We start from the raw sequence: 19,147 nt of genomic DNA, 5'->3' as shown, positions 1-19,147 counted from the left end.
GTTAAGCCCCTACCAGCCGGAACCGCGCCTATCGGCGTCGATAAGCTAGCCGCCCAGACTAGGCGTCCTTGCCCTGCAGGTACAGCGTCTTGCCACGGTTAGTTAGCTTCGCTGGTTCCAACGGGTCGCGCGCCGGGCCCCACACGGGAACGCCGGTCTCGAGGTCAAAGGTCGAGTTGTGCTCTCGGCAGCGCCCCTTGCCGTTTTCGAAAATCTCCACGGTGCCACCCTGGTGGGTGCACTCGGCAGAGTAAGCCTTGAACACGCCCTCCTTGGGTTGCGCGACGAAGAAGTTGCCAAAGGCCACTGCCCCACCGACTGGGATGTCCTTGGACTCCATCTTCGCGATGTGCTCTGGTTCCGGCTCCTGCTCCCCTAGTGCAGAGCAAGCAGCCAGCACCGCACCGGAGAGGGTGGTGGCTGTTCCCAACAGAAAAATGCGCCGTGAGCAGGTCATAAACCCATTATGGCTGGTTCCTGGGACTTTTGCAGGGCAACAACTTGATGACGAATCCCCAGCATGGGGAAGCCCTATGAAGTGCCGTTGGATAGCAGCATGAAAGATCCCCCGCTGGTGTGACTCAAGCCAACACACTAGCGGGGGATCGACGCTCAGGAACTAGCCAAACAACTTCTTTCGCCCAGCTTCGAACTCTTCGCGGTAGGTCGCCACGTTGCGGAGTTTGAGCTCGCCAAAGCCGCGGACCATGTCTGGCAAGGCAGCCACTCGGGTGGCCTCCTCCAGCCAAGACAGGGTGACATCGCTGTACATGTTGGCCACAAGTTGCTCCACGAACGAGCGGTATTCAGCGATCAGTTCACGCTCGATGCGACGCTCCTCCGTCATGCCGAACAGATCGAGCGGCGTGCCACGCAGGCGCTTTCCGGCGGCCAGACCACGCAAGACTGGCTTTGCCCATGGGCCCAGGGAGATCTTCTTGTTCATTCCGAGAGCGCGCAGCACCGGCGGGTGCAGCTTGATGGCAACGCGGGCATCTGGGCCAAAGTCGGCCTCGACGTCGCTGTAAACCACCGGATCGGTGGCTAGTCGCGCCACTTCGTACTCGTCCTTGTACGCCATGAGCTTGTACAGGTGGCGAGCGACCGCCTCGGAAAGCTTGGTGGTGCCGTGACCTGCAGCTTGCTCTGCGAGGCGGACCTCGTCGACCAGCGCAACGTATGAGTGCGCGTAGTCGGAGTTCTGGTATTCGTGCAGCTCCAGGACGCGCAGACGCACGATGTCATCCAGCGTGTGAGTCAGCTGTGGCTTTTCCTCGGGGCGCATAGAATCCAGGGTCTTTTGGAGTGCTTCCGGGTAGGCGACGGCCTGACGACCGCGTCGGAAAGCCTGCAGGTTGCGCTCCACCGCGACACCATTCAGGGTGATTGCTTCCTCGATCGCAGCCGCGGAGATCGGCAGCGCGCCGGTCTGGAAAGCAGCGCCGACCAGGAAAATGTTCGCGGTGGCGGAGTCGCCGAACAGCTCCTCCGTCAAGCCCACCGGGTTCAGCTGCACGAGTCGCTTGGACGCCGCGGCGATGCGGGAGGAAATGTCATCCAGCGCCGGGTAACCGACCTTAACGTCCTTGACCATCTCGCCGGTCGGGACCTTCGCGGTGGAAAGAACAGCAACGCTTCTCGACGGCGATGCCACCTTCAAATGATTACTATCCGCGCCCACCAAACCATCGGCACACAAGTACAGGTCAGCCTCGCCCGTGCCGATCTTCGCAGCTTGATTCACGGTGCCCGCGGACAGCTTCACATCGGAGACAACCGCGCCGCCCTTCTGGGCGAGGCCGGTCATGTCCACGGTGCGTGCGGTGAGGCCGTCGATAAGCGCTGCAGTGGCGAGCACCGCGGAGACAGTGACCACGCCGGTGCCGCCGATACCGGTAATGCGGATGCCATAAGAGTCAGTGACCTGGGCAAACTCCGGGTCTGGCAGGTCTGCGCCGGACAGAGCAGGGGCGGTGAGGCTCTTGACCTTGGAGATGCCGGAGATTGCCATGAAGGACGGGCAGTCGCCTTCGAGGCAAGAGAAATCGAGGTTGCAGGTCGACTGGTCGATGCGCGTTTTCCGCCCGAATTCGGTGTCCACAGGATGGACGGAGAGGCAGTTGGACTTGTCGCCACAGTCGCCGCAGCCCTCGCAGATGCGCTCGTTGATCATGATGCGCTGGTCAGGGGTCTCGAACTGGCCGCGCTTGCGCTTGCGACGCTTCTCGGCGGCGCAGTGCTGGTCGTGGACGAGGACCGTGACGCCGGGGACCTCGGCCAGCTCCTTTTGGATGTCGATCATTTCATTGCGGTGACGCACCTCGATGCCTTTCGGCACCTGCTTGCGGGTGGTGCGGACGTCATCGGTGGTGACTACGATGCGCGCGACCTTCTCGGCCTTAAGGACTTCCAGGGTCTCCCGGAGGTTCTTGCCGCCGACCGGGTCCTGACCGCCGGTCATGGCGACGGTGCCGTTAAACAGCAGCTTGTAGGTGATATTCACGCCGGATGCCACAGCGGCGCGGACGGCGAGTGAGCCGGAGTGGTCGAAGGTGCCGTCGCCGAGGTTCTGGACGAAGTGGGTCTGCTCGACGAATGGGGACATGCCGATCCACTGCGCACCCTCGCCACCCATCTGCGTCACGCCGACGACGTTGCCGACTTGGCTCTCTGGCTGAAGCAAGACCATTGCATGGCAACCGATACCTGCACCGACCAGCGAGTTTTCCGCCACCTTGGTGGAAGAGTTGTGCGGGCAGCCCGAGCAGAAGTACGGGGTGCGGGTAGCGATAGGAAGTGAGATCTTCGTGCGTGGCTGTGGCCTATCCAGCCACTTTTCGGCCGCCTCGACGTGGTGCACCTTGCCCAGGCGATGCGCGAGACCCTTGGTGACGGAGTCAATGTCCAGCTCGCCGAAGCGGGAGAACAGTACCGAGCCGTCCTCGTTCGTCTTGCCGCGCACGTTCGGGGTGTGCGGGTAGTCGTAGAGGATCTCGCGGATCATCGTTTCGATGAAGTCGCGCTTCTCCTCCACCACGATGACCTCGTCTAGGCCGTCGATAAAGCGGTAGAGCGCCTCGCGCTCCATCGGGTAGACCATGCCGAGCTTCATCAGGCGGATGCCGCGTCGGTTCAGATCCTCTTCGGTCAATCCCATGCGCTGCAGTGCGGAGCAGACGTCTAGGTAGGTCTTACCTGCGGCGACGATGCCGATGCGGTCATCCCCGGTCATGGTGGTGATTTTGTTCAGGCCATTGATGCGCGCGTACTCGACGGCGCGTGGCATGCGGACATCGAGCTGGGAGCGTTCCAGATCCAGCAGGTTCTTGCCCAGCAGGTGGCCGCTCGGGACATGCGGGCTCTCCCCCAGGTCACCGAAGTTCGGGTTGAGAGGCGTGAGGTTGACCGTGGAGGAACCGTCGGCCACGTGCGCGGAGATCTTCAGGGAAGTCCACAGGCCCGAGGTGCGGGACATCAGGGCGGCGTGAATACCCAGGTCAAGGATGTCTTGGGAATCCGCAGGGTAGAGGATCGGCATGTACATGTCCGCCAGCTCCATCTCGGAGGCACATGGCACGGTGGAGGACTTCGCGCCGGGATCATCACCGACGATGGCCACTGCCCCACCGTTTTTGTTGGTGCCGATCATGTTGGCGTGGCGCAACGCGTCGCTAGCGCGGTCGAGGCCGGGTGCTTTGCCGTACCAGTAGCCGACAACGCCGTCGATACCCGCTTTGAGCTGGGCGATCTGGGAGCCCATGACGGAGGTGGCGCCGATTTCCTCATTGAGGGCCGGCTGGTGCTTGACGTTGTAAGGATCCAGGAACTTCTTGGCCTTGCCTGCGAGTTCGAGGTCGTAGCCGGCCAGCGGCGAGCCCTCGTAGCCGGAAATGAACGAGGCCGTGTTCAGGCCGAGTCGCTGGTCGAGCGCAGCGCGGTCGCGAACCATGCGGGCGAGCGCCTGAATACCGCCGAGCAAGATAGTGCCCTGCTCTTTTGTGTAGCGGTCTTCGAGGGAAAAGCTGCTGGTTTGGTTGCCTGGGCTTGTCGAGCTTTTCTGGCTTTTCGACGGCCGGGACGGATCAATTACGGAGGTCATGGTGCACCATTCCTTGCGTTAGGGCTTATGGGTGAAGCCGTGTTCAAGAAAGTGACGGGGGTCACTGTTGTGGTTGCACTCTAACCTATGAATGTGATCCAGGCCATAGCGTTTCAGGCCTTATTTTCTGGGCGCGTTCGGGGTGTGATTTGCTAAGTTTTCAACTTCTGAACAGCGCTGATAGGTGACCATTGCTTTACTGGGTGGGTTTTGTGTGCGCGTGGTTTGCTGGGTTAACTTGTGGAACAAAGAAATTTGGGGCGGGCGTCGAGAATGCTTGAAATATCGGGTTCATTACTGAAGACAGAAAGCACAACCGGCAATCAGCAGATAATCATGAAAGGAGAGTCCAATTCGGGAGTTAACGGGGCGATTCACTTTCCGAGGTCTACAGCACGATAGGTGCCGAACCCTTCGTATCGGTAGCTCGCGTCGATACCCTCTAAAAAGGCTGCTCGATCTGGCACTCCTCCGGTCAGCGCTGCGCCGAGCAGTGATCTGATTTCGAGATCTTTCACCGGGCTACGTTCCATTGCAAGCAGATAGTCCTGCTTGTCCACCAAGCTCCAATCGACAGTTCGCCTCAAAGACTGGACTAGTACGTGATCAAGCCAAATCCGAGTGCTGCGACCGTTACCTTCGTGGAATGGGTGGGCGATGTTCATCTCTACATACTTTGCGATGATCTCGTCGAAGCTTGATTGTGGCATTGCATCTATAGCGTCCAAAGCGGCTGGCAGGTAGAACACGGAGGCGAAGCGAAATCCGCCTTTTGAAATATCGACGCTGCGGATCTCACCGGCGAATGAATACACATCTTGAAATAGGTGTTGATGAATGAACCTCAAGCACTCAAATGTTCCTGGGGTGTGCTCGTTCAAAAGCTCGCGGTCGAAAAGTTCGACTGCCCGAATCTTGGTCAGGCGCTCTTCCTCACGTGCCAACGCCACTCCATCGGTGAGGCCCAAGAGGTTGTTCGGCATGTGACTCAGCCTAATCGCTTGTGTTTACTGGAAAGCACCGCCATGCAATCCCACCTGCTGGAACCCTAAACCCAACCGCGCCGTCGAAAGGGCAAGGCAGTACACTATTACGCATGACAAACCCAGGCGAAAACACCCTTCAGCACCGCTATGGCGCCCCGCTGGCTGCCGATATTGAAACTAAGTGGCAGGGCTTCTGGCGCGAGAACGGCACCTTTAATGCGCCGAACCCGGTGGGCGCTCTCGCGGAGCCAAACAAGGAGCTCCCAGAGAACAAACTCTTCGTCCAGGACATGTTCCCCTTCCCTTCCGGAGCTGGCCTGCACGTCGGCCACCCGCTGGGTTACATCGCTACGGACGTTTTCGCACGCTACAACCGCATGCTCGGCAAGAACGTGCTGCACACACTGGGTTATGACGCCTTCGGCTTGCCTGCCGAGCAGTACGCGATCCAGACGGGTACACACCCGCGTATTAAGACGCAGGAATCCATCGATAACATGGAGCGTCAGCTGGGCCGCCTGGGCCTGGGGCACGATAAGCGTCGCGCGGTAGCCACCACGGACACCGAATACTACAAGTGGACGCAGTGGATCTTCCTGCAGATCTTTAACTCCTGGTTCGACCCAGATGTGAAGAAGGCTCGCCCGATCGCAGAGCTGATCGCAGAGTTCGAAGCGGGCACCCGCCTGACCAAGGACGGCCGTAAATACAACACCCTCACTAAGGCGGAGCAGGCCGAGGCTGTCGACGCATATCGCCTGGTCTACCGCACGAGCTCCATGGTTAACTGGTGCCCGGGCCTGGGCACGGTACTGGCTAATGAAGAGGTCACGTCCGACGGCAAGTCCGAGCGCGGCAACTTCCCGGTCTTCCGCAAGCAGCTATCCCAGTGGATGATGCGCATCACTGCCTACTCGGATCGCCTCATCGATGACCTCGAGCTCCTCGACTGGCCTGACAAAGTCAAGTCCATGCAGCGCAACTGGATCGGTCGCTCCCGCGGCGCCGAAGTCGACTTCACCTCCCCTGCCGGCCCGCTGCGCGTTTTCACCACGCGCCCGGACACCCTGTTCGGCGCCACCTACATGGTGCTCGCTCCAGAGCATGAGCTTGTCGACGCCCTCACCGCGCCTACCTACGCCGACGGCGTCGATAAGCGCTGGACCAATGGTCAGGACACCCCAGCTGAAGCCGTTGCCGCCTACAAGAAGTCCATCGCTGCGAAATCCGACCTGGAACGCCAGGAAAACAAGGAAAAGACCGGCGTGTTCCTCGGCACCTACGCCGTGAATCCAGTGACTGGCGAAGAGGTCCCGATCTTCATCGCGGACTACGTGCTCACCGGCTATGGCACAGGCGCGATCATGTCCGTTCCAGCCCATGACACGCGCGACTATGAGTTCGCCAAAGCATTTGGCTTGCCAATCGTTGAGGTTGTCAAGGGTGGAAACGTCGAGGTAGAGGCCTTTACCGAGTCCGGCGAAGCCGTCAACTCTGCTAATGACTCTCTCGACATCAATGGTTTGAACAAGGCCGATGCGATCGAGAAGACGATCGCTTGGCTTGAAGAAAAAGGCCTAGGTGCAGAGAAGATTCAGTACAAGCTGCGCGACTGGCTCTTCGCACGCCAGCGCTACTGGGGCGAGCCATTCCCAGTGGTCTACGACGAAGACGGAATCGCCCACGCCCTGCCAGAATCCATGCTCCCGATCGAGCTGCCAGAGGTAGAGGACTACAAGCCAGTCTCCTTCGACCCAGAAGACGCCAACTCTGAGCCGCAGCCACCGCTGGCTAAGGCAACCGAGTGGGTCAACGTGGAACTCGACCTCGGCGACGGTCCGAAGCAGTACACCCGCGACACGAACGTCATGCCACAGTGGGCAGGTTCCTCCTGGTACCAGCTGCGCTACATCGACCCACAGAATGCTGACGCATTCTGTGATATTGAGAACGAGCGCTACTGGACCGGCCCCCAGTTCGACGGCGACTGCGGCGGCGTAGACCTTTACGTCGGCGGCGTCGAGCACGCGGTGCTGCACCTGCTGTACTCCCGCTTCTGGCACAAGGTCCTCTTTGACCTCGGCCACGTCACCTCCGTCGAGCCTTACCGACGCCTCTACAACCAGGGCTACATCCAGGCCTTCGCCTACACCGACTCCCGTGGCGTCTACGTCCCGGCCGCCGAGGTTGAAGAGAAGGACGGAAAGTTCTTCTACCAGGGCGAAGAGGTTACCCAGGAATACGGCAAGATGGGCAAGTCCCTTAAGAACTCCGTCTCCCCTGACGAGATCTGCGATGACTACGGCGCAGACACTCTCCGCGTCTACGAGATGGCCATGGGCCCACTGGACACGTCCCGCCCATGGGCAACCAAGGACGTGGTCGGTGCGCATCGCTTCCTGCAGCGCCTCTGGCGCCTAGCCATCTCCGAAGAGACGGGCGAGCTCATCGTTACCGAAGGCGAGCTCACCGAGGACGACAAGAAGTCCCTCCACCGCACCATCGCGGGAGTGACGGAGGACTACCAGGAGCTGCGCCTCAACACGGTCGTCGCCAAGCTCATCGAGTACGTCAACTACCTGACCAAGGCATACAACGGTGGTGCCCCACGCGCTGCTATCGAGCCACTGGTGGTCATGCTCTCCCCTATCGCGCCACACGTGGCCGAAGAACTGTGGGCACGTCTTGGCCACGAAGGAACCGTCACCTACGTCGAGTTCCCAGGCTTCGAAGAGAAGTACCTGGTTGACGACGAGATCGAACTGCCAGTTCAGGTGAACGGCAAGGTCCGCGGCCGCATCATGGTGGCTACCGACGCTGCCCAGGACGCAGTCATTGCAGCCGCCATGGACGCAGTCGCCGCTCATGTCGACGGCAAGACCGTGGTGAAGCAGATCGTCGTGCCTGGTCGCATGGTGAACCTGGTGGTTAAGTAGCGGGAGTATTCTCGGGGACATGAGTTTCCCCGAGAATTTTCTGTGGGGCGGCGCTACCGCCGCCAACCAAATCGAGGGCGGCTACCTGGAGGGCGGCAAGGGGCTGAGCATCCAGGATGTGCTCCCCCATGGCCTAAAAACCCCGCCCACCGCGGGGCCGACGCCGGACAACCTCAAGCAAGTCGCCATCGACTTCTACCATCGCTATCCCGAGGACATTAAGCTTTTCGCGGAAATGGGCTTCAAGGTCTTCCGATTCTCCATCGCCTGGTCGCGCATCTTCCCCAACGGTGACGAAACAGAGCCCAACGAGGAAGGCCTCCAGTTCTACGACAACGTGCTCACTGAGCTGGAGAAATACGGAATTGAGCCCTTAGTGACGCTCAGTCACTACGAGACACCGCTGCATCTTGCTCGCCAATACGGCGGCTGGCGCAACCGTGAACTCATCGGCTTCTTTGAGCGCTACGCACGAACCGTCATGGAACGCTACCGCGGGCGCGTGAAGTACTGGCTGACCTTCAACGAGATCAACTCAATCCTGCACGCACCATTCCTGAACGGCGGAATCGAGGGCAACCCGAGTGAACAAGAGCGCTACCAGGCGATTCACCACGAGCTGGTGGCCAGCGGCAGCGTCACTCAGATCGCCCATGAGATCGACCCGGACAACAAGGTCGGCTGCATGATTCTCGCGATTCCCCGCTACCCGCTCACTCCGCATCCGAACGACATCCGCAAGACCCAGGAAGCCACCCAACGTGACCTTGCGTTTGGCGACGTCCACGTGCGAGGCCAGTACCCGGGATACCTGAAGCGCTACCTACGCGATAAAGGAATTGAACTCGAGATCACGGCCGGGGATGTCGAAAAGCTGCAGCACACGGTCGACTTCGTCTCCTTTTCCTACTACCTTTCGGTGTGCGAGGGCGACGGCGAGGCGAGCGGCGGCGAGCTCATGGGCGGCGTGCGCAACCCGTACCTTGAAACCAGCGAATGGGGCTGGCAGATCGACCCGGGCGGGCTGCGCTACATCCTCAACGAACTCTGGGATCGCTGGCAAAAACCCCTGTTCATCGTCGAAAACGGGCTAGGTGCCCGCGATGAAAACCTCGAGGACGACTACCGCATTGCCTACCACCGCGCGCATCTACAGGCCGTGCGTGAGGCGCTTGCCGACGGCGTTGACCTCATCGGCTACACTTCCTGGGGATGCATTGACCTCGTCTCCGCCTCGACGGCGGAAATGAGCAAACGCTACGGATTCATCCACGTCGATCGCGACGATGACGGCACCGGCACTCTGCAGCGATCCCGGAAGAAGTCCTTCTACTGGTACCGCGACGTCATCGCGAGCAATGGTGAGGTGCTCTAGCCCGCGAGCAATCGCGTGATCTGTCGCGCCACCCGGTTCGGCGCCAAGCGACGTGCGTAGAACAGCACGGTATCCGCGGTGGAGACGGTCCAATGAATGCGGCCACGGGTCAGCAGGTTCGGGTGGGTCGCTTTCCAGATAGTCTCGGCGACTTCTTCCGGCGTGATGTTGACACCCAGGCGCTTGATGGAGGCTGCGCTGTTGTTGGCCAGGTTCGTGCGAGCCCACAGCGGCCAGATCGCTACCACGCGGATGCCGTCGCGGGCCCACTCCAGCGATAGGCCCTCGGTGAGTCCGGCAACGAAGAACTTCGATGCCGAGTACGTCGCGATACCCGGCTGCCCGTAGGTGGCGGAAGCTGAGGACATGTTGACCAGCTGCGATCCGCGCTTGAGATAAGGCTTTGCGGCCTGCGCGCCCAAGACTACGCCGGTGCAGTTGATGTCGATCTGTCGCTTGACCTGCTCCGGAGACAGATCGGCAATATTGCCCGCCACGATGATGCCGGCGTTGTTGTCCACCACGTCAATCGTCCCGCCGGTGTGCGCGGCGAAGTCGGCGAGCGCTGCGGACCAGGATTCGGGGGAACGGACGTCGATAAGCCCGGTGATGAGATGCTCGTGTTCGTACTCCACGGGGGCGATGTCGTAGGCGCCGACCATCCAGCCTTCGGCGAGGAAACGTTCGGCGACAGCGCGGCCAATTCCCTGGGCGGCGCCGGAGATAAAGATTGATTTCATATCCGCGACTATATTCGGGGCTATGACGGACTTCAGCGACATCCTAGAAACCGCGCGCCGCGCCCAACGAAATCGCCCCACCACTGGGGAGCTAGCGAAGATCTTCCTGCGCTATCACGACGCGGTGTTGGCGCGCCAGAGCGAGCTTCTCGACGTCATTCAAAAAGAGACCGGTAAAGCCCGCGGCCACGCATTTGACGAGGTCCTGGACGTGGCAATCACGTCCCGACACTACGCGCACATCGCCGCGAAGACTTTGAAGACCCGCCGGAAGAAGGGCGCGCTGCCGGTGCTGACGCGCACCGTGGTGGAACGCGATCCCGTTGGGGTGGTGGGAATAATATCTCCGTGGAACTATCCGTTGTCGCTGACAATGTCGGATGCGATCCCGGCGCTGCTAGCCGGAAATGCGGTGGTGCTGAAGCCTGATTCCAAGACACCGGAGACTGCCCTGCTTGCTGCTGAGATGCTGTTCGAGGCAGGCCTGCCACGCGATCTGTTCCAGGTGGTTCCGGGGTCGGGCGCGACCGTGGGGCAAGCCATTGCGCATAACTGCGACTATCTGATGTTCACCGGCTCCACGGCCACCGGTCGCAAGCTCGGTGCTATTGCCGGTGAGCGCTTGATCGGTTACTCCGCGGAACTGGGCGGCAAGAACCCGCTGATCGTGGACGAATCGGCAGACCTGGCGAAGGCCGCGGAAGTGGCAGCGCAAGCGTGTTTCGCGAACTCCGGACAGCTGTGCATCTCCATTGAGCGCATCTATGTCCACCGGGCCATTGCCCAGGAGTTCACCGAGGCTTTTGTTAAGCGCACGCAGGAGATGAAGGTCGGCGTTGGCGGCTGGGAATACGACATGGGCATCCTGATCAGCGAAGAACATGCCACCAAGGTCCACGAGTTTGTCGAAGATGCGGTAGCTAAGGGAGCTCGCGTCCTGGCCGGCGGCATACCGCCCGAGGGCAGGCTGTACCAGCCGACGATCCTGGTGGACGTGCCTGAAGACGCCCGAGTAAAGCGCGAGGAAGTATTCGGACCCCTCGTCTACCTCGAGACCGTGGACTCCATGGATGAGGCTGTGGCCAGGGCGAATGACACGGACTATGGCCTCAATGCGTCGGTCGTCGCAAAGCCGAGCGTGGCCCGTCGCATCGCGAGCCGCCTGCACGCCGGCACCGTGAACATCAACGAGGGCTTCGCCGCGGCGTGGGCCTCGATCGATGCGCCGATGGGTGGCTGGAAGGCGTCCGGGCTGGGACGCAGGCACGGCGTGGAGGGCCTGCTGAAGTTCACTGAATCGCGTACCGTGGCGGAGCAGCGCCTGGTATTGATTTCGGGCGGGAAGATCGTGGAACGCGAAACGTATGCGCAGGTGATGAGCACCGCGCTGAAACTGGGGAGGAAGTTCTTATAGCTGCCCGCCGAATCACAACATTCGTCCTCGGCCTGTACTGCTTGGTGCTGGCCGTGGTCACTGTCGGCAAACCCTTTTTCGAGCTCTACCCGCTGTGGAGCAGTCGGGCGCACCGGGTGCGCAAACTTGAGCTCATCCCGTTCGAGGACTTCTTCACCAGCACCCCGTGGTGGGGCTCGATCACCAACCTAATCTTCAACGTGGCGCTCTTCGTGCCCTTCGGCCTGCTCGTGGTCATGTTGCTCGAATTCGAACCGTTCCCGCGGCGACGCACCCTCTGGATCGCGGGCGGGGTGAGCCTGGCCATCGAAACCGCCCAGTACGTCTTCCGCCTTGGCTTTTCGGATATCGACGACCTGATCTTGAACGTTGTCGGCGCGTGGATCGGCGCGACCATCGTGAGTCACCGCAGGATCCGGAAGCGCACGGCCATTATTCTCACGGCAGCCGTCAGCATGCTCGTGCTGGGACTCCTGCGGTTCAGCTAGTTTCGGACTCTGCGAAGTCCCACAGGCACCGGGTCAATGCCTGGTCAAACACCTTTGGTGACTGCTCGACTAACGTTGGGAATCCGCGTAATTGGCCGAAGCCAGCGGGTCCGATCAGGCTCGCTGGCGCGAGTTCTTCGGCGGCAGCGAACTGAGTGGTGAGTGAAGCAATGTCGGTGGGATTGGCCAACACCTTTCCCGCCACGCGCACCACAGACTTGCCAAGCTTCGTTCGAGTCGGGTTACCCACTGCAGTATTGGCCCACCCGGGATGCGCCATCTGCACATCGACGCTGCTGCCAGCAGCAGCCAACCGATCAGAAAGCTCGTGTGCCCACAACACATCGCCCAGCTTGGATTGGCTGTAGGCCGACACTGTGCTCCACTTGCGATGCCTAAAATGCGGATCTGCAAAATCAATCGAACCGAAGCGATGCATGACAGAGACCACGACAACGACGCGGCGTTTTACCCGGTCAAGCACCAAATTTGTGAACAAAAACGGCGCAAGGAGGTTCACTCCCAGATGCCACTCGAAGCCGTCGCTGGTCTCTCTGCGCGACATGGTGGAACTGCCGGCGTTGTTGATCAGCACGTCGATCTCGCCCACTGATTCCGCAGCGCGGCGCACGCTGCTTAAGTCGCTCAGCTCCAGATGGACGACCTCGGCGTTGCCGAGCTCTGCAGCAAGGAGGCGACCGCGCTCCACATTGCGCACCGCGAGAATGACCCTGGCCCCGTGAGCCGCGGCCGCCCGTGCCGTCGATAAGCCCAGGCCACTGGTTGCCCCCGTGATGAGCCAGGTTTCCCCTTTGATCGGAGGAGCCTCGCGTAGAGACCAAGATGATCGAGACATCCATGCCTCCTTTCGAATACACACAGTAGCTTAAGCTGGGAATGTGATCTCTTCGACGTTTCTGGCGTACGCCATGCTCGCATGGCTCGGGGTTGCCGTGGTGGCGCTCATCGCACTGTGGTTCGTCGATGCGCCATACGGACGTCGTTCGCGCGCCGGTTGGGGCCCTGGCATTCCCAACCAATTGGCGTGGTTTCTCATGGAAAGCGTGGTGCTGATCAGCTTCTACGCCACCTTCCTGACCACCAGCAACCACATCGGTGTGAGCACCTGGATTTTTGCCAGCCTGCTCACCTTTCACTATGTGAACCGGGCGCTGATCTACCCGTGGCGCACCCGCACGAAGGGCAAAACCATGCCTCTCTCGGTCATGTTGATGTCAATGACCTTCAATACCGTGAATGGCTTCTTCATCGGCGCCGACCTCACCACGCTGAGCCGCGCGGACAGTTGGCTCACGGATCCGCGGTTCCTGATCGGCATCGTCATCTTCTTTAGTGCCATGGCGCTCAACTGGCACAGCGACAATATCTTGATCAATCTGCGTAAACCTGGAGAAACCGGCTACTCAATTCCTCGCGGTGGCGCGTTTACCTGGGTGACCAGCCCCAATCTGCTGGGTGAGATCCTGGAATGGATCGGATTTGCACTGCTCACTTGGAGTCTCTCCGGCCTCACCTTCGCCATCTGGACGTGCGCCAACTTGATCCCCCGCGCGCGGAGTAACCAGCGCTGGTACTTCGAGCATTTCCCGGACTACCCACGCGAGCGCCGCGTACTGATACCCGGAATTTGGTAGCGCTACAGATTGCGCCAATGGGCCAGCGTCACCGCAGAGTAGTATACGTCCGCGGTGTCCAAACATCCTTGACGATGTCGCTCCAACTCGCCGGTGTACACAGACGTACACACATCGCGGATATCCAATAGCAACGCCGTGTTGCACCAGCCGTAGCCGTACTCAAACAGCAGCATGTCTTCCATGCACATGTCGTGATTTGCGCAGGCCCCGCGGAAATCCGCGTTCAACTCTGGCGTCACATAGAAATTGGGGGATGTTGTGCAATAGTCGTGAAAACCTGGGTGCAGCGCGAAAGGATCGTATACATAGTCATCCGGGACTGGGACGGTGCCTGTCGACGACGGCCGGTCCGTATTCGCAGTGAAATCGGGCGCGAGCTTCACCGCCAACCCGTCCTGGTCCCGCGCCACCAGGTGCAGCGTGCCATCTTGGAACAATTCCAGGAAGTACTTCGTTGGTTCACCTTGCTGCGTGAAGACCGTTGGGCCGGAATACTCGCTGGAGCCCACCAACACGGGCACAACCGTCCCCTCGGGGTCAAAGGCTGTTACCGGAATCCTGAGGTCCGAAGACAAGCCGAAACCGGCTCCACTTGAACTGAGCAGGTCAGCACTGGTTTCCACGGAGGAAGCTGGCTCAGCCTGCGCGGCAGGTGCCAGCCACAAGCTCAGCGTGGCCGCCAGAAGTACGCCAAACCTTTTCACAAGGTCATACTAAGCGTGGCGAGCGCTCCACGCTACATATCCGCCCTGCAAATTCAGCAGCTCGGCATCGGTGTGCTCCCGAACCAATTTGATCGCTTGCTCAGAGCGCACACCGGACCGGCAATAGATTGTGGTCGTGTCCTGCACATATGGCGCGAGAGCCGCCCAGCCTTCCTCTTCAATCCGGGCCAGCGGGATTTCGATCGCGCCGGGAATGATGCCTTCCGCGGTCTCTTCCGGGGTACGCACGTCAATGATCGCGCCCTGCGGCTCAACTGTGGTCGGCACCGGTATGGCATCCGCGCACACCTCGGCCATGTGACTCAGGCTGGTCACGGGCTCGCGGTCCGGGTCTTTGGTGAATGTCAAGGTGCGCTGCGAGGTGGTCAAGGCGTCCACGAGCACAAGCTTGCCGAAGGCCGGAACTCCCACACCCGTGATCAGCTTGATTGCTTCAATGGCCAACATGGATCCGATCTGTCCCGCGAGTGCACCAAAGACGCCGCCGACGGCGCAGCTCGGTACGGCATCGGCGGGTGGGATGTCGGGGAACAGGTCGCGGAGCATCGGGCCCTGATTCGGGTCAAACACTGACACTTGGCCTTCGAACTGCATGATTGTGCCCCACACCAGCGGGGTGCGGGTCAGCTCGGCGGCGTCATTGGACAGGTAGCGGGTGGCGAAGTTGTCGGTGCCGTCAATGACCAGGTCGTGTGCTGTGAACAGCTCAATGGCATTGTCTGGTGTGAGACGATCCTTGATGCCCGTGGCCTGGACAAACGGGTTGAGGCGTTCGACGGCGTCGACCGCGGAATCGACCTTCGGACGGCCGATGTCCGACATGCGGTGGATGGTCTGACGCTGCAGATTAGATTCTTCCACCACGTCATCGTCAATCACGGTGATATGGCCGACGCCACCAGCGGCGAGGTAGTTCAAGATCGGTGAGCCTAACCCGCCCGCGCCGATGACCAGGACTTTTGCGTCCTTTAGCTTGAGCTGGCCCTGCTCCCCGACCCCTGGGAGCGTCAAGTGTCGGGCGTAGCGCAGGCGCTCCTCAGGGGAGAGCGTGTCGGATTTGGTTATGGAGACCATCCTTTGAGGAGTGAATCCGTCAGTCTGCTTATCCAAATTCAGCGCGTCCTTCCATACTCGAGCTGGCCTGCGCGAGACGGCGCTTCGGGATTCGCCCAGCTTCAAAGGCTTCGCGTCCTGCGATCACGGCGTGCTTCATCGCGGATGCCATCTTCTCCGGGTCGTGGGCGCGAGTGACTGCGGTGGCAAGCAGCACGGCGTCGCAGCCCAGTTCCATCGCCAGCGCAGCATCGGAGGCGGTGCCGATGCCCGCATCAAGGATGACCGGGATGTCTGCCCGTTCCACGATGAGCTCGATGTTGTGTGGGTTCAGGATGCCGAGTCCGGTGCCGATCGGAGCGCCCGCAGGCATCACCGCTGCCACACCTACATCTTCGAGGCGGCGGGCTAGTGCAGGATCGTCATTAGTGTAGGCAAACACCTCGAAACCTTTGGCTACCAGCTGGTCTGCGGCGTCGAGCAGTTCGATGGCATCGGGTAGCAGGGTGTCCTCGTCGGCGATGACTTCCAGCTTGATCAGGTTCGTCTCTAGCGCCTCGCGGGCGAGCTCGGCGGTGAGGACGGCGTCGCGGGCGGAGTAGCAGCCCGCGGTGTTCGGCAACGCCTGGATGTTGTTGCGACGCAACAGGTCGAAGATGCCCATGCCTGTGGCTGGGTTGAAGCGGCGCATCGCCACGGTGGTCAGTGCGGTGCCGGAGGTGATGAGCGCGCGTTCGAGCGTGTCCATGGATGTGGCGCCACCGGTGCCCATGATGAGGCGAGATTTCTGCAAGAATTCCATGTAGCTATCCTCCCTGTGCTGCGGTGACAATTTCGATCGCACCTGCTACAGGAGTGCGATCCCAGCGGCTGCGCGGCACCACTGCCCCGTCGACGGCAATGGCCACCCCTTCGGTACGCCCGGCGAGCGATAGTGCGAGGTCGGCGAGGTTTTCTGACGGCGATGGCTCGTAGTGAGCCCCATTCACTAGTGTCATGAGTGCTCCTTGAAGCGGAAGGGATCAATGGCGCGCTGCGTTTCCGGATCGACCGGCTTACCCAACGCGATGTCTGCGGTTAGCTTAGCGCCCACCACCGACAGTAGGATGCCGTGGCGGAAGTAGCCGGTGGACACGGTGACGTGCTCGGAGACTCGGCCGATCATCGGGACATCGTCGGGGGATCCGGGACGAGCCCTGGCCGTCATCTCATTAATGGTGCACTGCCAGAGACCAGGAATGATGTGGTGGGCGTCGCGAAGCAGCTGGTGCACGCCCTCTGCAGACACGCCGGGGCTGTCCTCGCGGGACGTGGCGCCGAGAACGATCGTGCCATCGCCGCGCGGCACCACATAGACGGGCCGCCCACGCACCACGGCGCGCACCGTGCGCGTGACCAGCGGCTGCAGGTACTCGGGCACGTCCAGGCGCAGGACATCGCCGTACACCGGCCGCACCGGCAAGGTCGGCACTCCCCCAATCTGCGCGAGCCCCGCTGCGACGATCACATGGTCGGCAGTGAGCTTATCGACGTCCTCGACCGCCTCACGCACGACGGCATCGCCGAGCAGGGACAGCAGCGCAGCGCAGAACTTCCGCGGATCGATCTGGTGGTCGCCCGGGATATGCACAGCTCCGACGACGCCTGGGCCAAGAGCCGGCTCCATGGCGCGGGCCTCGCGAGCCGACAGTCGATGGACCTGACCGATGTGTTCCTGCAGCTCGGTTAGCTCATTCAGGGTGACGCGGTCGGCGGAGTCACCGGCGCACACTAGGGTCTCTGAAGTGAGGTAGCCAACGTCCATCCCGGAGGCTTCGGCAACGGACCTCGCGAACTCTGGGTAGAGCTTTTTCGAGCGCTGCATCAGCGGATAGAGATTAGGCTGATCCCACACCACTTCCGACACCGGAGCCAGCATCCCGGCAGCGGCGAAACTTGCTTCGGAGACTGGGTTCGGGTCGTACACGGTCACGGTGTGACCGCGCTGGCGCAGCTCCCATGCGGTACAAAGCCCAACAATCCCGGCGCCCACGATGGCGAAATGCATAACTTCCTTCCTACGGCGGCATAACCCGCATCAGGTCTGGTGGTCGACCGGTTCGCTGGTCCTCTCAGCCCCGCCTGGATGGGGCTCCCACGTAAGTACTTCTACTATAGGACTTATGGATCGTTCCCAGCGGCAACTTGCCCTTGCCAATTCCCGGCTCTACTTGTGTACCGATGCCCGCACCGAGCAGGGCGACCTTCGTGAATTCCTGCACGCGTGTTACGAAGGCGGCACGGACATCATCCAGCTGCGCGATAAGAAGCTCGAGGCGCGTGCTGAGATCAAGGCCCTCGAAGTCCTTGCAGAAGTTGCTGCTGAGCACGGAAAACTCTTCGCCGCGAATGACCGTGCCGACGTGGCCTACCTGGTCGGTGCGGATGTGTTTCACGTGGGACAGGGTGACCTCACCACCGAGCAGGCGCGCCGGGTCCTTGGGCCGGATGTGCTGCTCGGGCGCTCCAACAACTCGGTGGCGCAGTTCGCTGAGTCCTACGCGGACCCAGGGCTGGACTACGCCGTCATCGGGCCGGTGTGGCCGACGCCGACGAAACCAGGGCGCCGTGCCGTAGGGCTGGACGTGGTTGCCGAATGCGCTGCTCTTGCTGGGGAAAAGCCCTGGTTTGCCATCGGCGGCATCAACGCGGAGACGTGTCCAGAGGTAGTGGGGGCAGGCGCTGAAAGGATCGTGGTGGTGCGCGCACTGACGGCTGCTGCCGATCCACAGCATGCTGCTGAGGTGCTGCGTGGCCTGGTGGCTGCGGACTAGTAGGTGTGGAACATGTGCTGGTGAGGCGGTTGAATATCGGTGGCTTAAGACAATGCAGCTATGTGGAACCAGCTTTTCGGAGCTGCAAAAGTGCTACATGTCTTGAAAACGGGAAAGTAGCGATAGTTCTACTCTCAACAGCTGGTTCCGCATAGCTGGAATCTACGGAGTCACTTGGCTGTGCTCGGAATTCTTCCCGAGATTTAGCGCGACAGCGTGGAATTGTCCTTGCTAGATTTGAAGCTACGCAAAACTAAATGTGAAAGAAGGGTTCTTCCATGATTCGTCCAGCACTCGCCGTCGTTCTCGCATCCGCTCTCGCGCTTACCGGCTGCGCTAATTCGCAGAAGGACTCTGACAAGAAGGTCGAGACCGCAGTTTCTGTGGAGAAGAAGGCTCCAACGGCTACTCCGACCTCCACCAAGACTGCTACTTCCGAAACCCCAACTCCAACGCCAGTTCAGTAATCTAGCAAGACAAGCAAAAGGGCCACCCGGAACAACCGGAGTGGCCCTAAAAGCTGTGAGGCTTACTTGAAAACGCCCAGCTTGCCGAACTTCTCAGCCAGCAAGTAGTAGACGGCGAGACGGCCGTTCTTGGAGCCGTCCTTCATCTTTGCGCCGATTTCGGCGATAGCTGCCTCGAGCTTCTCGTCAGACTCGGTCAGGCCCAGCTTCTTCTTCAGGAAGTTCTCGCGGACGGTCTTCAGCTCTTCTTCGTCGCTAAAAGACACGTAAGCCGCGTCAGCGTTGGACAGGGTCAGACGGTAGGTCTTGAGCATGCTCTCGAGAACTGCGTCGTCAGCCTTTGGGGCGTACTTCTTGACGTCTTCAATCCAGTCTTTTGCCATGGGAACTCCT

The 19,147-nt window shown here is 60.7% G+C and carries 18 protein-coding genes and 1 riboswitch; of the genes, 7 read left to right on the top strand and 11 right to left on the bottom strand.

Annotation, left to right across the window (positions count from 1 at the left end):
* Window positions 1-58: 58 nt before the first annotated feature.
* From CKALI_RS11965 to fic, 3 genes are all read right to left on the bottom strand, one after another.
* A complete protein-coding gene (locus CKALI_RS11965; RefSeq protein WP_156193563.1) occupies window positions 59-457 on the bottom strand; it encodes a Rieske (2Fe-2S) protein in 399 nt (132 codons plus the stop codon).
* Between the two features lie 162 nt (window positions 458-619).
* Window positions 620-4,099 carry an indolepyruvate ferredoxin oxidoreductase family protein gene (locus CKALI_RS11960; RefSeq protein WP_156193562.1) on the bottom strand — a complete coding sequence of 1,160 codons (3,480 nt, stop codon included), beginning with the start codon at window positions 4,097-4,099 and terminating at the stop codon, window positions 620-622.
* Between the two features lie 374 nt (window positions 4,100-4,473).
* Window positions 4,474-5,082, bottom strand: a complete 609-nt coding sequence (gene fic, locus CKALI_RS11955) for a protein adenylyltransferase Fic (protein WP_156193561.1) — start codon at window positions 5,080-5,082, stop codon at window positions 4,474-4,476.
* A gap of 113 nt (window positions 5,083-5,195) precedes the next feature.
* Here fic and leuS point away from each other — a divergent pair, with 113 nt between their 5' ends.
* Window positions 5,196-8,021, top strand: coding sequence for a leucine--tRNA ligase (gene leuS, locus CKALI_RS11950; protein WP_156193560.1), 2,826 nt, complete (start codon window positions 5,196-5,198; stop codon window positions 8,019-8,021).
* Between the two features lie 19 nt (window positions 8,022-8,040).
* Window positions 8,041-9,396 (top strand): glycoside hydrolase family 1 protein, encoded by a 1,356-nt coding sequence (locus CKALI_RS11945; RefSeq protein ID WP_156193559.1) that lies wholly within the window; start codon window positions 8,041-8,043, stop codon window positions 9,394-9,396.
* On the opposite strand, the gene CKALI_RS11940 is transcribed toward CKALI_RS11945, so the two are convergent.
* Window positions 9,393-10,136, bottom strand: coding sequence for an SDR family oxidoreductase (locus CKALI_RS11940; protein WP_156193558.1), 744 nt, complete (start codon window positions 10,134-10,136; stop codon window positions 9,393-9,395). The genes CKALI_RS11945 and CKALI_RS11940 overlap by 4 nt on opposite strands.
* Here CKALI_RS11940 and CKALI_RS11935 point away from each other — a divergent pair.
* Both CKALI_RS11935 and CKALI_RS11930 read left to right on the top strand, forming a co-directional pair.
* Window positions 10,120-11,550: a succinic semialdehyde dehydrogenase gene (locus tag CKALI_RS11935; RefSeq protein ID WP_407643771.1), complete on the top strand. Its 1,431-nt coding sequence runs from the start codon at window positions 10,120-10,122 to the stop codon at window positions 11,548-11,550. The two genes, CKALI_RS11940 and CKALI_RS11935, sit on opposite strands and share 17 nt — an antisense overlap.
* 44 nt (window positions 11,551-11,594) lie before the next feature.
* Entirely contained in the window at window positions 11,595-12,038 is a 444-nt protein-coding gene (locus CKALI_RS11930; RefSeq protein ID WP_269076366.1) for a VanZ family protein, read from the top strand.
* Here the strand turns inward: CKALI_RS11930 and CKALI_RS11925 are convergent.
* Window positions 12,031-12,894 carry an SDR family NAD(P)-dependent oxidoreductase gene (locus tag CKALI_RS11925; protein ID WP_156193555.1) on the bottom strand — a complete coding sequence of 288 codons (864 nt, stop codon included), beginning with the start codon at window positions 12,892-12,894 and terminating at the stop codon, window positions 12,031-12,033. The genes CKALI_RS11930 and CKALI_RS11925 overlap by 8 nt on opposite strands.
* 43 nt (window positions 12,895-12,937) lie before the next feature.
* On the opposite strand from CKALI_RS11925, the gene CKALI_RS11920 reads away from it, so the two are divergent.
* Window positions 12,938-13,693, top strand: coding sequence for a phosphatidylethanolamine N-methyltransferase family domain-containing protein (locus CKALI_RS11920; RefSeq protein ID WP_156193554.1), 756 nt, complete (start codon window positions 12,938-12,940; stop codon window positions 13,691-13,693).
* A 2-nt stretch (window positions 13,694-13,695) separates the two neighbouring features.
* Here CKALI_RS11920 and CKALI_RS11915 read toward each other — a convergent pair whose 3' ends face one another.
* The 5 genes from CKALI_RS11915 to thiO form a co-directional block, all read right to left on the bottom strand.
* Window positions 13,696-14,400, bottom strand: a complete 705-nt coding sequence (locus tag CKALI_RS11915) for a hypothetical protein (protein WP_156193553.1) — start codon at window positions 14,398-14,400, stop codon at window positions 13,696-13,698.
* Between the two features lie 9 nt (window positions 14,401-14,409).
* Window positions 14,410-15,531, bottom strand: a complete 1,122-nt coding sequence (moeB, locus tag CKALI_RS11910) for a molybdopterin-synthase adenylyltransferase MoeB (protein ID WP_231580474.1) — start codon at window positions 15,529-15,531, stop codon at window positions 14,410-14,412.
* Window positions 15,524-16,276: a thiazole synthase gene (locus tag CKALI_RS11905; protein ID WP_156193552.1), complete on the bottom strand. Its 753-nt coding sequence runs from the start codon at window positions 16,274-16,276 to the stop codon at window positions 15,524-15,526. The genes moeB and CKALI_RS11905 overlap by 8 nt, the downstream gene beginning before the upstream one ends.
* 4 nt (window positions 16,277-16,280) lie before the next feature.
* Window positions 16,281-16,472 carry a sulfur carrier protein ThiS gene (gene thiS / locus CKALI_RS11900; RefSeq protein WP_156193551.1) on the bottom strand — a complete coding sequence of 64 codons (192 nt, stop codon included), beginning with the start codon at window positions 16,470-16,472 and terminating at the stop codon, window positions 16,281-16,283.
* The gene (gene thiO / locus CKALI_RS11895; protein ID WP_156193550.1) at window positions 16,469-17,521 is read right to left on the bottom strand and encodes a glycine oxidase ThiO; all 1,053 of its coding nucleotides are present in this window, start codon (window positions 17,519-17,521) and stop codon (window positions 16,469-16,471) included. Before thiO ends, thiS begins: the two co-directional genes overlap by 4 nt.
* Window positions 17,512-17,622: riboswitch (TPP riboswitch) on the bottom strand. Its footprint overlaps the gene before it by 10 nt.
* A gap of 14 nt (window positions 17,623-17,636) precedes the next feature.
* On the opposite strand from thiO, the gene thiE reads away from it, so the two are divergent.
* Both thiE and CKALI_RS11885 read left to right on the top strand, forming a co-directional pair.
* Window positions 17,637-18,287 (top strand): thiamine phosphate synthase, encoded by a 651-nt coding sequence (gene thiE / locus CKALI_RS11890; protein ID WP_156193549.1) that lies wholly within the window; start codon window positions 17,637-17,639, stop codon window positions 18,285-18,287.
* 278 nt (window positions 18,288-18,565) lie between these two features.
* Window positions 18,566-18,754: a hypothetical protein gene (locus CKALI_RS11885; RefSeq protein WP_156193548.1), complete on the top strand. Its 189-nt coding sequence runs from the start codon at window positions 18,566-18,568 to the stop codon at window positions 18,752-18,754.
* 62 nt (window positions 18,755-18,816) lie between these two features.
* Here CKALI_RS11885 and CKALI_RS11880 read toward each other — a convergent pair whose 3' ends face one another.
* Window positions 18,817-19,137 (bottom strand): DUF2853 family protein, encoded by a 321-nt coding sequence (locus CKALI_RS11880; protein WP_156193547.1) that lies wholly within the window; start codon window positions 19,135-19,137, stop codon window positions 18,817-18,819.
* Window positions 19,138-19,147: the final 10 nt, after the last annotated feature.

This window comes from Corynebacterium kalinowskii (assembly GCF_009734385.1).
Taxonomy (GTDB): Bacteria; Actinomycetota; Actinomycetes; order Mycobacteriales; family Mycobacteriaceae; genus Corynebacterium; species Corynebacterium kalinowskii.
Note: the sequence above shows the minus strand (reverse complement) of the source record. Positions and strands in the feature narration are given on the sequence as shown.

Excerpts from the sequence above, each read along its gene's own strand:
- CKALI_RS11965 (WP_156193563.1), bottom strand. The coding sequence starts at position 457 with ATGACCTGCTCACGGCGCATTTTTCTGTTGGGAACAGCCACCACCCTC.
- CKALI_RS11960 (WP_156193562.1), bottom strand. The coding sequence starts at position 4,099 with ATGACCTCCGTAATTGATCCGTCCCGGCCGTCGAAAAGCCAGAAAAGC.
- CKALI_RS11940 (WP_156193558.1), bottom strand. The coding sequence starts at position 10,136 with ATGAAATCAATCTTTATCTCCGGCGCCGCCCAGGGAATTGGCCGCGCT.
- CKALI_RS11945 (WP_156193559.1), top strand. The coding sequence starts at position 8,041 with ATGAGTTTCCCCGAGAATTTTCTGTGGGGCGGCGCTACCGCCGCCAAC.
- thiS (WP_156193551.1), bottom strand. The coding sequence starts at position 16,472 with ATGACACTAGTGAATGGGGCTCACTACGAGCCATCGCCGTCAGAAAAC.
- fic (WP_156193561.1), bottom strand. The coding sequence starts at position 5,082 with ATGCCGAACAACCTCTTGGGCCTCACCGATGGAGTGGCGTTGGCACGT.
- CKALI_RS11905 (WP_156193552.1), bottom strand. The coding sequence starts at position 16,276 with ATGGAATTCTTGCAGAAATCTCGCCTCATCATGGGCACCGGTGGCGCC.
- CKALI_RS11885 (WP_156193548.1), top strand. The coding sequence starts at position 18,566 with ATGATTCGTCCAGCACTCGCCGTCGTTCTCGCATCCGCTCTCGCGCTT.
- CKALI_RS11880 (WP_156193547.1), bottom strand. The coding sequence starts at position 19,137 with ATGGCAAAAGACTGGATTGAAGACGTCAAGAAGTACGCCCCAAAGGCT.
- thiE (WP_156193549.1), top strand. The coding sequence starts at position 17,637 with ATGGATCGTTCCCAGCGGCAACTTGCCCTTGCCAATTCCCGGCTCTAC.
- leuS (WP_156193560.1), top strand. The coding sequence starts at position 5,196 with ATGACAAACCCAGGCGAAAACACCCTTCAGCACCGCTATGGCGCCCCG.
- CKALI_RS11925 (WP_156193555.1), bottom strand. The coding sequence starts at position 12,894 with ATGTCTCGATCATCTTGGTCTCTACGCGAGGCTCCTCCGATCAAAGGG.
- thiO (WP_156193550.1), bottom strand. The coding sequence starts at position 17,521 with ATGCATTTCGCCATCGTGGGCGCCGGGATTGTTGGGCTTTGTACCGCA.